This is a genomic window from Iodobacter ciconiae, assembly GCF_003952345.1.
Classification (GTDB): domain Bacteria; phylum Pseudomonadota; class Gammaproteobacteria; order Burkholderiales; family Chitinibacteraceae; genus Iodobacter; species Iodobacter ciconiae.
On sequence record NZ_CP034433.1, the window covers coordinates 3,247,262 to 3,262,712 of the forward strand.

General features: G+C 51.3%; 12 protein-coding genes. 8 read left to right on the forward strand and 4 right to left on the reverse strand.

Annotated features, from left to right (window positions below; translation table 11 throughout):
- Positions 1–94: 94 nt before the first annotated feature.
- The 4 genes from rsmA to EJO50_RS14295 all read right to left on the reverse strand — a co-directional run bounded on the left by rsmA (position 95) and on the right by EJO50_RS14295 (position 5,521).
- Complete coding sequence (gene rsmA, locus EJO50_RS14280; protein WP_125975269.1) at positions 95–892, reverse strand: 16S rRNA (adenine(1518)-N(6)/adenine(1519)-N(6))-dimethyltransferase RsmA; 798 nt, start codon at positions 890–892, stop codon at positions 95–97.
- 115 nt (positions 893–1,007) lie between these two features.
- A complete protein-coding gene (gene pdxA, locus EJO50_RS14285; protein WP_125975271.1) occupies positions 1,008–1,997 on the reverse strand; it encodes a 4-hydroxythreonine-4-phosphate dehydrogenase PdxA in 990 nt (329 codons plus the stop codon).
- A 70-nt stretch (positions 1,998–2,067) separates the two neighbouring features.
- Entirely contained in the window at positions 2,068–3,360 is a 1,293-nt protein-coding gene (locus EJO50_RS14290; RefSeq protein ID WP_125975273.1) for a peptidylprolyl isomerase, read from the reverse strand.
- Positions 3,361–3,364: 4 nt separating this feature from the next.
- Entirely contained in the window at positions 3,365–5,521 is a 2,157-nt protein-coding gene (locus EJO50_RS14295) for an LPS-assembly protein LptD (protein WP_125975275.1), read from the reverse strand.
- A 59-nt stretch (positions 5,522–5,580) separates the two neighbouring features.
- Between EJO50_RS14295 and EJO50_RS14300 the strand changes: the two genes are divergently transcribed.
- The 8 genes from EJO50_RS14300 (at position 5,581) to tkt (ending at position 15,410) form a co-directional block, all read left to right on the forward strand.
- Positions 5,581–6,573 carry an aminoglycoside phosphotransferase family protein gene (locus EJO50_RS14300; protein ID WP_125975277.1) on the forward strand — a complete coding sequence of 331 codons (993 nt, stop codon included), beginning with the start codon at positions 5,581–5,583 and terminating at the stop codon, positions 6,571–6,573.
- Positions 6,573–7,262: an N-acetylmuramate alpha-1-phosphate uridylyltransferase MurU gene (murU, locus tag EJO50_RS14305; protein WP_125975279.1), complete on the forward strand. Its 690-nt coding sequence runs from the start codon at positions 6,573–6,575 to the stop codon at positions 7,260–7,262. Before EJO50_RS14300 ends, murU begins: the two co-directional genes overlap by 1 nt.
- Positions 7,263–7,613: 351 nt before the next feature.
- On the forward strand, positions 7,614–8,144 hold the full coding sequence (locus EJO50_RS14310; RefSeq protein ID WP_125975281.1) for an iron transporter: 531 nt from the start codon (positions 7,614–7,616) through the stop codon (positions 8,142–8,144).
- A 117-nt stretch (positions 8,145–8,261) separates the two neighbouring features.
- Positions 8,262–8,585, forward strand: a complete 324-nt coding sequence (locus EJO50_RS14315; RefSeq protein WP_125975283.1) for a cupredoxin domain-containing protein — start codon at positions 8,262–8,264, stop codon at positions 8,583–8,585.
- 404 nt (positions 8,586–8,989) lie between these two features.
- Positions 8,990–9,799, forward strand: a complete 810-nt coding sequence (locus tag EJO50_RS14320; RefSeq protein WP_125975285.1) for an FTR1 family iron permease — start codon at positions 8,990–8,992, stop codon at positions 9,797–9,799.
- Complete coding sequence (locus EJO50_RS14325; RefSeq protein WP_125975287.1) at positions 9,796–11,163, forward strand: 4Fe-4S binding protein; 1,368 nt, start codon at positions 9,796–9,798, stop codon at positions 11,161–11,163. The genes EJO50_RS14320 and EJO50_RS14325 overlap by 4 nt, the downstream gene beginning before the upstream one ends.
- A 153-nt stretch (positions 11,164–11,316) precedes the next feature.
- Positions 11,317–13,032 (forward strand): PHA/PHB synthase family protein, encoded by a 1,716-nt coding sequence (locus EJO50_RS14330; RefSeq protein WP_233702099.1) that lies wholly within the window; start codon positions 11,317–11,319, stop codon positions 13,030–13,032.
- Between the two features lie 383 nt (positions 13,033–13,415).
- Positions 13,416–15,410 carry a transketolase gene (tkt, locus tag EJO50_RS14335; protein WP_125975290.1) on the forward strand — a complete coding sequence of 665 codons (1,995 nt, stop codon included), beginning with the start codon at positions 13,416–13,418 and terminating at the stop codon, positions 15,408–15,410.
- Positions 15,411–15,451: the final 41 nt, after the last annotated feature.

A 15,451-nucleotide genomic window follows, 5' to 3' on the forward strand; every position in this document is an offset into this window, starting at 1 on the left:
GGTTTGGATTGGGGCATGACAAGAGACCTGATTCTGTTAAATATTGTGCAATGTTGGCAAGGCGGGGAAACCCTAGGCTTATTCGCCCTGCAAACTATCGGCCGACGGCCACAAGGTAGTTGCTAAGTGCCACGTATTGCTCCAGCGTAACGTTTTCCGGGCGGCAGGCAGGCGAGATAGCCAGTGCTTCCAGCTCGGCATCGCTCACCAGGCTTTTTACATTATTACGCAGAGTTTTACGGCGTTGGCCAAAGCTTTGGGCAACCAGTTTTTGCAGGTGGTTATAGTCGGTGGCGGGGGCGGGCAGGCTTGCCCAGGGCACCATACGTACGATGGATGAATCAACTTTGGGTGGCGGGAAAAACGCTTCGGGCGGCACGTCAAACACGCGTTCCATATTAAAGCGGTATTGCAGCATGATGCTCAGGCGGCCGTAATCTGATGTCGATGGCTCGGCCACCATGCGGTCAACCACTTCTTTTTGCAGCATAAAATGCATGTCAAAAATCGAGTTGCCAAAGCTTGCCAGATGAAACAGAAGTGGCGTGGAAATATTATAAGGTAGATTGCCGATCAGGCGAATTTTGCTGCCCGGTGCAATCTCTGCGGCCAGTGCGCCAAAATCAAAATTCAGCGCATCTACATTGTGGATAACAAGTTTTTCTGCTGAAAACTTCTCGGATAAATGCGCCACGATATCGCGGTCGATTTCCACTACATGCAGTGTTTCGGTGCGATCCATCAGCGGCATTGTCAACGCGGCAAGGCCCGGCCCAATTTCAACCAGCACATCGCCTTTTCTGGGGCTGACCGAGTTGATAATGTCGGAAATCACGCTCTGGTCTTGTAAAAAATTCTGTCCAAAGCGCTTACGAGGGATATGCGAAGTCATTATTTATTTCCAGCAAGTTCTGTCGTGGCGTGTGCCACGGTCATTATGTGTGCGCTGTGCGGGTATATCTGGCACAACGCCTTGAAGTTGATCGGTTGCATGCGGCTGGTGGTATTCAAATCGTATTTTTTGCCAACCCGATGGCAAGTTGGGTGGCCGCGAGTAAGCTGCCTGCGTCTGCTTTACCCGTACCCGCCAGATCAATGGCGGTGCCGTGATCAACGGATGTGCGAATAATGGGCAGGCCCAGCGTGATGTTAATGCCGTGGCCGAAACTGGCATATTTGAGCACCGGTAGCCCCTGATCGTGATACATCGCCAGTACCGCATCGCCCGAGGCGAGGATATTACGGTTAAATAGGGTGTCAGCAGGTAATGGCCCGATCAGTGTCATGCCACTCTGGCGCAAGGCCTCAAGCGCAGGGGTGATGATTTCTATTTCTTCTTTGCCCAAATGCCCGGATTCCCCGGCATGGGGATTAAGCCCCGCCACAATAATTCTTGGTTTGGCAATGCCGAATTTAGTTTGCAAATCGTGATGTAAAATATTGAGCGTGGTGGTGAGCGATTCGGCGGTAATGGCCGCAGCAACGTCTTTCAGTGGCAAATGAGTGGTCGCTAGCGCGACGCGCATCTCGCTGCAAGCGAGCATCATGACCACCTGTTTTGTTTGGGTGCGTTCTGCAAGGTATTCGGTATGGCCGTAAAAAAAACGCCCTAAAGCTGCGCCTTCGTTAATCACCCCTTTATGAATGGGCGCGGTTACGATGGCTGCAAATTCGCCACTTTGGCTGCCGTCAGTGGCTCTGTCCAGCAAATCCAGTACATAGCGGGCATTGCCGGTATTGAGCTGGCCTGCCGTGCAAGGGGCGGTGAGCGGGATATGCAAGATAGAGATCGGTACATGGTTGTCTGGCGAGTAATCAGGCCAGTTTGCATCAATCTGGCAGAGCTTTGCCCGTTCGATTAGCAGGGTTTTATCGCAGAGAATGACCAGCTGGCAAGGCAGAGGCCCACCTGCTGCCAGCATGGCGCTAATTTCAGGGCCAATACCTGCAGGCTCGCCGCTGGTGAGGGCGATACGGGGCAGTGTGGGTTTGTTCATGAATATCACACGGCTTAAAGGGGGATGAATTGATAGGCCGGGCAGGTGTGCCCCCCCGGCTGATTGCGTGTTATTCGTCTTTCAAACGTAATTCTACAAAAGCGCGGTCTCTTTGCTGGCGCAGCCAGTCTTCAAACTGCTCTTCACTCTTGCGCTGTTTTAATTCATTTCTTACACGGAAACGCTCACGTTCTTTGGTCATATCCTGCGAGCGGCGCTCCAGCACCTGAATAATGTGCAGACCAAATGGCGATTGAATGACCTGGCTGGTTTCGCCTGGCTTGAGTGCGTTCATCGCGGTTTCAAACTCTGGTACGGTTTCGCCAGGTGTGAGCCAGCCTAAATCACCGCCTTTGCTGGCGCTGCCATCGTCAGAATAAAGACGCGCGAGCTCTTCAAATTTGCTGCCGTTTTTCAGGCGATCAAGCAGTTGATTCAGGCGCTGGCGTGCATCGCCTTCTGAAACCAGCTCATTGGTGCGGATCAGAATATGGCGTGCGTGGGTTTGCTCAACGACGGTTTTTTGTTCCTGGTTGCGTTTTTCCAGCAGCTTCACAATATGAAAGCCACCGGGGCTGCGTACCAGATCTGTGATCTCACCGGGGTTTAGTTTTTCCAGCAGCTGGGTAAATGCAGGTGGTAAGGAGCCCGCTGCACGCCAGCCTAAGCTGCCGCCGCTGGTGGCATCGGGGGCACTGGAGTAGACCGCTGCAATGGATGCAAAGTCTTTACCCGATTTGATTTCTTCAATTGCAGCCAGAGCGCGGGTGCGTTTGGCGGTGATTTGCTCCGGGCTGGCATTTTCCGGCAGTGAAACCAGAATATGCGCAAGGCGGAATTCCTGTTGCTCTTTGCCGGTGTTGAGTCTGATGTATTCGTCAATCTCGTTGTCGCTGATGATGATGCGATTATCGATCTCGCGCTCTTTGAGGCGGGTCAGGGTGATTTCCCGGCGAATATCTTCACGGAACGATTTCCAGCTTATGTCCTGTTTGGCGAGCGTTTCGCGAAACTGGGGCAGGGACATTTTATTTTGCTCTGCGATGCGGCCGATGGCACGCTCCAGCTGACTGTCATCAATCCGAATTCCGATTTGATCTGCATACTGCACCTGCACCAGCTCCAGAATCATCCGGTCCAATACCTGTTGTTTAAGTACGGCAGCGGGAGGCAGTGTGATGCGCTGGCTTTCCATATTTTTCCGGATGCTGCTGATCCGTGTATCAAGCTCTTGCTGGGTCACAACACTCTTGTTGACGACCGCAACAATGCGGTCAATTGTTTCAATTGAGGCACTTGCAAGTTGGGATGTGCCGATCAGGGCAACGAGCGCTAGGGCGCGGGAAATGTGGCGCAGCTTCATATAATCAGTGGACCTTGCTGTAGGTATCGGTATAACCGGGGATAGTTTGGCGCAGTACATCAATTGGATTGCTGCCTAAACCGCCTAAACCGCCCAGCTCAAGAAGGGCGAAGAAGTTGGTGTTGAAGGTGCCATCATTGGTAATGTAGCGCTGGGCGGCAAGGCGCAGTGCCCAGCAGCCGGCATTATATTCAACACCACCCAGAGTTTCCAAAGCCTTGTTGTCACGCAGTGAATAGTTGGCGCGCCCGATGGCGTACCAGCCTCCGCCAAGTGGCCATTGGCCAGAGAAATCGATTTGTTCGATATCATTATTACGGCTTTGTACATAACGCATATTCAGCGCGCGAAAAGCACCGGGGCTCCAGCCTAAATTAATATCGGAGCGGATAGTGTTATCGTTTTTGCCATTATATTGCAGGCTGTAACCTACCATAAAATCACGCCAGACTTGCCCGCTGACTGAGAGTAATAAATCCGATGAAGTTGCTTCATCCGGGCGGCCCGGCGCATCTAGGGTGACTTTTTGATCGGTAAAGTAGTAGCGCTGGCCGATGGTGGCACGCACGCGCTCTATCCCTGTGGATGATTCATACAGCCGGGATGACAGCGCCAGTGTCAGCTGATTGGCGTCGTTAATACGATCATTTCCTGAAAACTGATTTTCAGAAAACATCTGCGCAAATGAGAAATCTGTAACGGCCGAATCAAAGTTAGGCAGTTTGGATTGATCACGGTAAGGCACATAGGCGTAGTAAGCCCGTGGCTCTAAGGTTTGTGTGTATTCTTCACCAGCAAAGTTACTTTCTTTCTCAAAATACAGGCCGCTGTCCACATTGAAAATCGGGACTACACGATTTTCAGTGCTGCTGATTTGATCAGGGCTATTGGCGCGTAGCTGGTAGCTGGAGGCGTGTACACTGATCTTGGGTTTAATAAAACCGTAAGAACCAATAAAGGGCATCGTCATTTCGGGTTTTACCCAGAAACGTGAGCCATTGATTTTATTTGAGTGATTAAACTCGGTGGCTTCGGTTGAAATACTCAGCTGCACGCCTTTGATCCAGTCCGGCGTTGCAGAAAAACCAATTTGCGGCACGCGAGCATAAGGCTCATCAACCGGGTTGGTTGTGCTCTGAATTGTTTGAAAACGCTGCCAGCGGCCAAAGGTTTGCCAGTTGTCTCCGCGATAACTCAGTGCCGCTTCGCGGGGTAAATTAGTTTGTGATGCCACGCTTAAGCGATCACCAAAATCGTTAAAGTATTCATCATCCGATACTTTTTGCACATTCAGACTGAGCGACAGGCGATCGGTCAGTGCTTGTTGGTGCTGAAACACAAGGCTGCTGCGGCGGGTAGTCGAAACCGCATCGTTGCCCAGCTCTTCAATCTTTAGCGTGCCTGCATAATCAGGCTGCATATAGCGAAACTCACCGCCCAGCATCACACCACGGCGTGACATATAGCGTGGCGTTAAGGTGAAATCGTAATTGGGTGCGATATTCCAGTAGAAAGGCGTACTGAATTCAAAACCATTACGGTTATTGGTGCTGAACGAAGGGGCTAAAAAGCCGGTTTGCCGATTGCTGTTGAGCGGGAAATTCATCCACGGCATATACAGAATCGGCGCGCCCTGGAATTCCAGCCAGGCATGGCGGGCGATGCCTTTATTGCTAACGTAATCCAGCTCCAGCTCATTGGCATGTAAAAACCATGCATTGTCACCGGGCTTGCAGGTGGTAAAGCGGCCGTCTTCCAGGCGATATTTATCATCGCCTTCGAATAACAGCTTGACCGCATCTCCGCGCCCCAGACCCTGGGCAATGGCGTAATCCGGATTGGTGAGCGAGCCATATTTGGTATCGAGTAAATAATCGAGCCGGTTGCCTTTTAAGACATCCCCCTGGCGCGTCATTTCGACCTGATCGCCGGCAGTTACCTTGTTCGATTTCTGATCGAAGGTGGCCCACTCGGCATTGACATCAAGATCGCCTCTATGGAGTTGAACATCGCCTCTGGCCTCGGTGTTTCCCTGTGTGCCGACCACGCTGTCGGCTTCCACATTGATAGGAAGAGGCTCAGCCGAATGGGCCATCGCACAAAAGAGTGCCGTGGCAATTGCGGTGAGGCGGAAATGAAATGGTGTGCGGGTCGCGGACATGCGGCCATCAGGAGCTGATAGAATTTGCAGATTCTACTGCATTGCTGGCACTTACGACCATGACTAGAACAGATTCCTTGAATGCCTGGCTTACCGAAACCATCGGTCAAGCCCCAAAAACACTAGCAATTGCGGCGGCAGATGCCAGCGTTCGCTCATATTGGCGCGCCGTTTTTGATGATCGCAGCCTGATTATTATGGATGCAATTCCGGCTGGTTTTGATTGCCAGCCTTTTTTGCAGCAGCAGCAACGCCTTGCCAGTGCTGGCTTGCCGGTGCCTGCCGTGTTTGCTCAAAACCTTGAACAGGGCTGGGTTGTGCTTGAAGATTTGGGTACAAAAACACTCGCCAGCCTGATTGATGCTGACAATGCTGCCAATTATTACCGTCAGGCCATTTCTTTACTGGTGAAAATGCAGGTAAGCGCTTCGCAGGAGGGCTTGCTGCCTTTTGATGGTGTTTTTATGCAACGCGAAATGGATATTTGCCGCGAATGGTATTTTGGCAAAGCCTATGGCGTGACGTTGGAAGGTAAAGAGCTGGGCGTGTGGGAGCGCAGCTGTGCGCTGATCGTTGCGCACAATCTGGCGCAACCGACACTCTATATGCATCGCGATTTTCACTCCCGAAACATCATGGTACAAGACGGCGTGCTGCGTCTGATTGATTTTCAGGATGCCGTGTTCGGCCCGATTACTTACGATTTGGTCTCTTTGCTTAAAGACGCCTATCTGGAATGGGATGAGGCTTTTGTGCTTGATTTAGCCATTCGCTACTGGGAGCAAGCCCGTGCAGCAGGTCTGCCCGTGCACGAAGACTTTGGCGACTTTTATCGCGCATTTGAATGGCAAGGGCTGCAACGCCATCTTAAAATCCTGGGTCTGTTTGCCCGCCTGAAGCATCGTGATGGTAAAGAGCAATACCAGGCCGATATCCCTCGGGTCTTTGAATATGTGCGCAAAGTTTGCCTGCGTTATAGCGAATTAACCCCACTTGGCCGCTTGCTGCTTAATTTGCACGGCGAGCCTGTGGCAACCGGATTCACCTTCTGATGAAAGCCATGATTCTTGCCGCAGGGCGGGGCGAGCGCATGCGCCCCCTTACCGACAGCTGCCCAAAGCCTCTGCTGGAAGTCGGCGGTACTCCCTTAATTGTCTGGCATTTACGCCGCCTTGCTGCTGCGGGGGTCACTGACGTGGTCATTAACCACGCCTGGCTGGGGGCGATGATAGAAGAGCGCCTGGGCGACGGTCGCAGCTACGGAGTAAATATCCGGTATTCAGCCGAAGAAACCGCGTTGGAGACCGCTGGTGGCATTGCAAAGGCATTGCCACTTTTGGGGGATGAACCGTTTGCCGTGATTAATGGCGATATTTTTACAGACTATGATTTTGCCGCCCTGACTGTTGCAGCTCAAAACCTGGGTGAAAACCTGGGTCATTTAGTGATGGTGAGAAAGGCGGATTATCCTACTGGTCGTGATTTGGCGATTGATGCCAATGGCAAGGCGCGGCTATGTGAAGAGGGCGATCAGGCCATGACATTTGCGGGTGTTGCAGTTTATCGCCCGGCATTTTTTGCAGATATCGCTGCCGGGCAAGCTGCTGCACTACTTCCCTCGTTTATGCGCTGCATGGAAAGGTCTTTGCTGCGGGCAGAGTTATTTTCTGGATTGTGGCTGGATGTGGGAACGGTGGAAAGGCTTAATCAGGCAGATGGCTGGGCCGTAGGCCAGCGGTAGGGGGGGTATAACCTTCAGATTAGACGCAACGCCAGAGCATACTGATATTTGATTTGCCATTGCACATAAGGAAAAAATGGCTAGTTACAAGGCATATGCCGAAGGCAATGACGGGTTATTAGCCAGCTGAGGATGTATTTTTTAGGCAGGATTTCTGCCCCTGTACCATTTGGTACAGGGGCTGTTTTTTTGGTTCGGGTCAAAAAATACGTCATTTGCATTTTTAGTAGTAAATAAGACCTATTTGTATTATTGATACAATCGGAATAAGATTGATAGCAGTTCTTGTTTGTAATTATATGTCGCACAGCGGCTTGCCATGTTCTCTCTTTTTATCAGAAGGTCCTATTTATGAAATACCTGGCTCCTGTTTTTGCTTTGGCTCTGTCTGCCCAAGCCTACGCCGCAGAATATCCAATTGGTAAACCAACCATTAAAAATGGCATGGAGCTGGCGGCGGTTTATCTGCAGCCGGTTAAAATGGAGCCGGATGGCATGATGCGTAAGGCGGAAGCTTCGGATATCCATCTTGAAGCCGATATTCACGCTGCTAAAGGCAACCCCAATGGTTTTGGTGAGGGTGAATGGGTGCCATATTTATTGATTAAGTACGAGCTGCAAAAAGTGGGCAGCAAGAACGTGATCAAGGGCGACTTCATGGCGATGGTGGCGAGCGATGGTCCGCATTATGGCGACAATATCAAGCTGGAAGGGCCTGGCAAATACAAGCTCAAATACACCATTTTGCCACCATCAGAAAACCCGCACGCTCATTTTGGCCGCCATGTAGACAAGGAAACGGGTGTTGCTCCCTGGTTTAAGCCTTTTGATCTGAATTATGAATTTACCTATGCCGGTACCGGCAAGAAGGGCGGGTATTAATATCGCCTGATATTAACGCCCTTAGCTCTTAGGGCGGGCAGAGCCCCTCGCACCCGGAGGGGTTTGTGCTTTCTAGTGGCTTAAACAGAGTAGCCGGTTTATTAGGATGGAGTTTTTATGCGACGTATTGTGGTGGCTTTAGTCATAAGCACATGCAGTTTAATGGCGGGCGCTGATGATTTGCTTACTTTCAGGGTGGAGCTCAATGATGGCAAGGTTACGCCAACGCGTATTGAGGCCCCGGTAAAAACTAAATTCAAGCTGATTTTGGTGAATAAGGGCAAGTCACCTGCCGAATTTGAAAGCCTGCCGCTACGCAAAGAAAAAGTCCTTGCCCCCGGCGTTGAATCCTTTGTGGTGATTCAGGGCGTATCTGCTGGCGAATATATTTTCTTTGATGATTTCCACCCGCAGGCGCGGGGCGTGATTGTGGTGAAGTAAGGGTGTTGCTCAACGACCATCTTTTTAGTGCCTTCGGCACGTTAATTTAGGTGCGGGCGTCCCGCTGGACTTTCCTTTCTATGTGTGGTCAATAAAGGAAGCGAAAGAAGACTGCCCCAAATAGCACGAAAGCCCCCCGCTGCGGATAGTGTCGTTGTGTCAACTCGGGTCCTCAACACGACATAACGATTACCCCGCCCCGCTTGTTCCTCGCTTCGGTGTGCTTTAGGGGGGTAAGCCCCGTGCCACGATTGAGGTAAAACTAGAGCTTACTTAAGGGTTTGAGAATGCTCAAAACTTTATAAAAACGTCTTAATTCAAAACCTGTTTTTCTCTGTGTCCTCCGTGGTTCAAGATTTAGGTTTTGTCTCATATGTTGTTGCAATTTTTTAAAGGTCAGAGCTATGGAACAAGTCGCATTTATTGTTTGGCGTGAAAGTGTAGAGGCGTTGCTGGTGGTTGGGATTTTATACGCCTGGCTGCGCGCCAATCCAGTTGCTGGCCAGCGCGGTATGGCCTATCTCTGGGGCGGTGTGGGTTTAGGTTTGCTGCTATCGGGTTTACTGGCACTGACGCTATTGGGCGTTTCCAGCTGGCTGGATGATACGGCGCAGGAGTATTTTCAGGCCGCCATGCCCTTGGTGGCCGCTGCGCTGATTGTGCAGATGGTAGTGTGGATGCGTAAAAATGGCCGTAGCCTTAAACGTGAATTAGAAGGGGGCCTTGCCAGTAATGCGAGCGAAAAAAACTGGTGGGGCTTGCTGTTTTTGGTAGCGCTCGCGGTAGCGCGTGAAGGCAGTGAAACTGTGGTGTTTTTATATGGCAGTGTGGCAGGGAGCAGCCGTGGCGGCTCATTGGCGCTGGCGGGCTTGGGTGGTTTTTTGGCGGCGCTGGTTACATTTCAGCTTTTGCAGTTGGGTGGTAAATATATTTCCTGGCGCTGGTTTTTTAAGGTTACCGAAATTTTGCTGCTGCTGCTGGCGGGGGCAATGTTGAATTCCGGTGTAGAGCATTTGATCGGTATGGGTGTTTTGCCTGCAATGATTGATCCGCTCTGGGATAGCTCGGCCTGGCTGGATGAGAGTGCGAGTATCGGTAAATTGCTGGCCGATTTTGCGGGTTACCGCTCGCACCCGGCTTTATCTTTGCTGGTGATCTGGAGCAGTTACTGGATCGCAACTACCTGGCTGCTGCGCTGCGTGAGCCGGCAATGACGATTTTGAATTCACGCATTGCTCAGTTCGGCAACTTTTTACGGGGCCATGCTCATTGGCTGCGCACGCTGCAATGGGTGGTCGTTTTTTTCTATTTATTCCTGCTGATTGTCCCCACTTTTGTCCATCTGCCTGATGAAAGCGCTCGGGTTTTTAATCACTTGGTGGTTTTTGCGCAGTTTGTGTTCTGGGGGATCTGGTGGCCGTTTGTGCTGATCTCCATGCTGCTGATGGGCCGCGTCTGGTGTGGCTGGTTTTGCCCGGAAGGCATGCTGACAGAATGGGCGAGTGAGCGCGGGCGCAATCACCCTATTCCTCGCTGGGTACGCTGGCAGGGCTGGCCCTTTATGGCCTTTGCCTGTACCACCATTTATGGTCAGCTGCTGAGTGTTTACCAATACCCGCTGGCGGCAATGCTGGTGCTGGGCGGCTCGACCGTGGCGGCGCTAGGGGTGGGCTACTGGTATGGCCGCAGCAAGCGGGTATGGTGCCGCTATCTTTGCCCGGTGAACGGCGTATTTAACTTGCTGGCCAAGCTGTCCCCTTGGCATTACAGGGTAGATGTGGATGCCTGGAAGGCACCGCAGGCCAAAGTGGTTCCGATTAACTGCGCTCCTTTGGTGCCGATGCGCAATATGCAGGGCGCGACTGAATGCCATATGTGTGGGCGTTGCAGTGATTATCGCGGTGCAATTACTCTGAGCATGCGCTCGCCCGAGGCAGAAATTACCCAGGTTGCCAAGGGGAGCGGCTGGGAAACGGTGCTGATTTTATTTGGCCTGATGGGCCTGGCTGTGGGGGCATTTCAGTGGACAGCCAGCCCGTGGCTGGTTGAGGCCAAGCAGATGATGGCGGAGTGGCTGGTGAATCGCGATATCTTCTGGCCCCTGCAAGACAATGCGCCCTGGTGGATTCTGACTCATTACCCCGAGGTGAATGATAGTTTTTCCTGGCTGGATGGTGGCCTGATCGTGGCCTATATCTGTGGCAGCATGCTGCTCTTGGGCGGCAGCCTTTATCTTTGCTTAAAGTTGGCAGATCGGATACTGCCCGGGCGTGATGCGCTAAGTGTGCATAAGCTGACGCAATCCTTTATCCCTACCGCAGCCTGTGGTGTATTTTTAGGTTTGTCAGCGCTGACTGTTAACTTATTGAAGCATGAAGGCGTCGCAACTGCATGGGCACCTGCCGCCAGAGCAGTGCTGCTGAGTCTGGCACTTGTGTGGTCTCTTCGCCTGTTCTGGCGTCTGGCTGGCCAGCGCACGATGCAATGGTGGCCCCGCCTGGGCGCGTTGGTGCTGGCAGGTTTGGGCCTGGCTTTATATGGCTGGGCCTGGGTTATGCTATTTTTTGTATGGGCTTAGGGTCTGTTGGTATGCTGCTTTTGCGTGATTGTGAATTGACCCTTATTGTGGTGATGTTTTTGCCCCAGGTGAAACAGCAGGCTCTTTGATCTTACTCATTGAGTTCTGCTGCAGCGCAACCTAAGCTGGAAGATCGATCTCAAGGGGATGGCAATGGCAGAGTTTACTTTTCTTGCAGAACAATCACAGCGTTACGCTGATTTACAGCATAAATTAGGGCAATCTACCGATCCCTTTGGTTTAATGGCCAGCGCTGCCAAAGCCCAGCAAGCTTGGTTGCAAAATCCACAGGCTTTATCCAGTGCACTGTTTCGTTATGTGAGTGATGTAACCAAGTGGCAAACCTTTATGACACGGCGCTTCTGGGGTGAGGCCGATAGCGATGTTTTTTCGCCGCACCCGGAAGACGTACGCTTTGCTGACCCGATCTGGAACGATAACCCTTATTGGGATGGCATTAAAGAATGGTATTTGCTAAATACCCACTGGCTGCAAGACACCCTCTATGCCACGCCGGATATGTGCGAGCACGAGCGTAACCGCAGTGCTTTTTGGCTAAGGCAGGTACTGAATGCGGTCGCCCCCACCAATTTTTTGTTAACAAACCCGGTTGCGATTGCCAAGGCATTGAGTACGAATGGCCAAAGTCTGGTAGCAGGTTTCAAAAACTTTAAAGCAGATAAGGCGCGTGGTGATATCAGCATGACTGATATGGATGCGTTTAAAGTGGGTGAAAATCTGGCCACAACTGCGGGCTCGGTCGTTTACCGCGGGCGTTTGCTTGAAGTGCTGCACTATGAAGCCACGACACCCACGGTGCACAGCGTACCGCTGGTTCTGGTTTCTCCTTGGATCAATAAGTACTATATCCTTGATATCAATGAGAAAAAAAGTCTGGTGAAGTATCTGGTTGACCAAGGTTTCTCGGTGTTTATCACCAGCTGGAAAAACCCCGATAGCAGCATGCGAGATGTGACTTTTGATGATTATCTGAGCGATGGTGTGGCACAAATTATTAAAGTGGCGCAAGAAATCAGCGGCAGTGAGCAGGTGCATTTATTGGGTTATTGCCTTGGTGGCACGCTGGCTGCAACTTATCTGGCTTGGGCAAACCGGCAGATGCCGGGCAAGGTGCCTGTGGTTTCTGCCACCTTACTGACTACACTGACTGATTTTGAATATCCCGGCGATATCGAAGTTTTTCTGGATGAAGAAGGCCTGGATTTTATTGATAGCGTGATGGAGAAAAAAGGTTATCTGGATGGCAAAGATATGGCGGCTTCATTCAGAATGCTGCGCTCTAATAGCCTGATCTGGAATTACTGGGTGGATAATTATTTGCTGGGCCAAACGCCCAGTGAATTCGATGTTTTATATTGGAATATGGATTCCACCCGGATGCCAATGAAAATGCACCGCACGTATTTGCGCGAATTATATTGGAAAAATAAACTCGTTCAACCGGATGCTTTAGAAATATCCGGGCAAAAAATCGATTTAGGCCAGATTAAACAGCCGCTCTTTATGGTGAGCGCAGAAGAGGACCATATTGCCCCTTGGCGGCAGACTTATACTCTGGCTGATCGCAGCGGCGGAGATGTTACCTTCACCCTTTCTACATCTGGCCATATTCTTGGGATTGTTAATGCGCCTGGCCCAACATCCAAACGTAGCTACTGGCAAGGCGTGCCTGAAGCGGGTGAAAGTGCCGATAACTTTTTAGCGCGACAAAAAAAGGCAGCAGGGTCCTGGTGGCCAAACTGGGTAGAGTGGCTCAGGCCGCAGTGCGGGAAGCAGGTAAAACCTAAGTTATCCAGCCGGGCTCACCCGCAGCAAGGGGCGGCTCCTGGGACTTATGTTTTGGAATAGTGGCTTAAAACCCAAATTTTGAAATACGGAGAGGTTGTCTCCGTATGATTTTGGGTGAGTTTAGCTACGGGTTTTAATTCGTTTGATGTTTAATTTAAGGCGGGCGAAAGCCCGCCTTAACACTTTGAGCCAGCTCAACGCTATGCGCGTTATCTCGTGTTAAAAACAATGCGGTATTTTGATATTGTTGTGAACACAGCCACCCGGTGATAATAGCGGTAGCGATTGATACTTATTAACGATCAGCAACGCTCTAAAAGATTCAATGATGATAGGTTTAACTCCCTGAGAAATGAAACGGCACATCGAGCCATCCCCAGGCAGGGGAAGGGCCGTGCCGCGCTTTTGCATCGTTTCACCCTTAATGCACACAAGGAAAAGATATGGCAACGCGTAACGATCTGGCAAATGCAATCCGCGCTTTAGCAATGGATGCAGTTCAAAAAGCGAATTCAGGCCACCCGGGCATGCCTATGGGGATGGCGGAGATCGGCTTGTCGCTGTGGGGCAACCATATGCGTTTTAACCCGGTAAATCCACAATGGGCTGATCGTGACCGTTTTATCTTATCCAACGGGCACGGCTCCATGCTGCAATACGCTTTGCTGCACCTGACTGGCTACGATGTAACGCTGGATGACCTGAAAAACTTCCGTCAGTTTCATTCCAAAACCCCGGGCCATCCTGAAGTGCATTACACCCCGGGCGTAGAAACCACGACTGGCCCGCTGGGACAAGGTATTACTAATGCGGTTGGTTTTGCACTGGCAGAAAAGCTGCTGGCACGCGATTTTAACAAGCCGGGTCTGGATATCGTTGATCACCACACCTATGTATTTCTTGGCGATGGTTGTCTGATGGAAGGCGTAAGCCATGAAGCCTGCGCACTGGCTGGTACATGGGGCTTGGGTAAGCTGATTGCATTCTGGGATGACAACGGTATTTCTATCGATGGCCATGTAGAAGGCTGGTTTACCGACGATACCCCTAAGCGTTTCGAAGCTTACAACTGGCATGTGTTATCAGTAGACGGCCACGATGTAGATGCGCTGGATGCAGCTATTGTTGCGGCTAAAGCGGTAACGGACAAACCAACACTGATTTGCTGCAAAACCATTATTGGTAAAGGCTCGCCAAATAAAGCGGCCAGCCACGATTGCCACGGCGCGCCACTTGGCGATGCTGAAATCGCTGCAACCCGTGCTGCCATTGGCTGGAACCACGGCCCGTTCGAAATCCCTGCCGATGTGTACGCAGGCTGGGACAAAAAAGAATCTGGCGCGCGTTTAGAATCCGATTGGGATGCCCTGTTTGCTAAGTACGCAGCAGCCTACCCAGCGGAAGCTGCAGAATTCAAACGCCGTATGAGCAATGAATTGCCAGCAAATTGGCAAGATGTGGTGAAAGCTGCGGTGAGCGATGCCAATACCAAGGCAGAAACAATCGCCTCACGTAAAGCATCCCAAAACGCGCTGAATGCCTATGCGCCGCAAGTGCCGGAATTACTGGGTGGCTCGGCTGATTTGACCGGCTCCAACCTGACTAACTGGAAAGGCTGCGTTTCACTGAAGCGTGAAGGCAATGAGCTGATCGGTAACCATATCAGCTATGGCGTGCGTGAATTTGGTATGAGCGCCATCATGAACGGTATGGTGCTGCATGGCGGCTTCCGCCCCTATGGCGCAACTTTCCTGATGTTCTGCGAATACGCGCTCAACGCGCTGCGTATGGCCTCCCTAATGAAGACCAACAATCTCTTCGTTTACACCCACGATTCGATTGGTCTGGGTGAAGATGGCCCAACGCATCAGCCGGTAGAGCAACTGCAAACCCTGCGCTGCATCCCTAATCACCATGTATGGCGTCCATGCGATACCGTAGAATCGATGGTGGCCTGGGCTCACGCCATTGAGCAAAAGGCAACACCGTCATCTCTGATTTTCAGCCGCCAAAACTTGATGTTTATGGTGCGTGATGAAGCCGCTATCGCCAATATCAGGAAAGGCGGTTATATCTTAAAAGATGTGGCTAATCCTGCTGTCATTCTGATTGCAACGGGCTCTGAAGTGGAGCTGGCAGTGAAAGCGGCCGAAGCATTGGCAGCAGAGGGCATCGCTGCCCGTGTGGTGTCTATGCCATCAACTAATGTGTTTGATGCCCAGGACGCAGCGTATAAAGCTGCAGTCTTGCCGCGTGGCGTTGCGCGTCTGGCGATTGAAGCGGGTACATCTGATTTCTGGCGCAAATACGTGGGCCTGGAAGGTGATGTAATAGGTATGGATACTTTTGGTGAATCTGCACCTGCCGGCCAATTGTTTAAACACTTTGGCTTTACGGTAGAAAACGCAGTGGCAAAGGCAAAAGCAATTATCGCCTGATTGATTGTTTTGGCATAAAAAAACGGGCATTTATGCCCGTT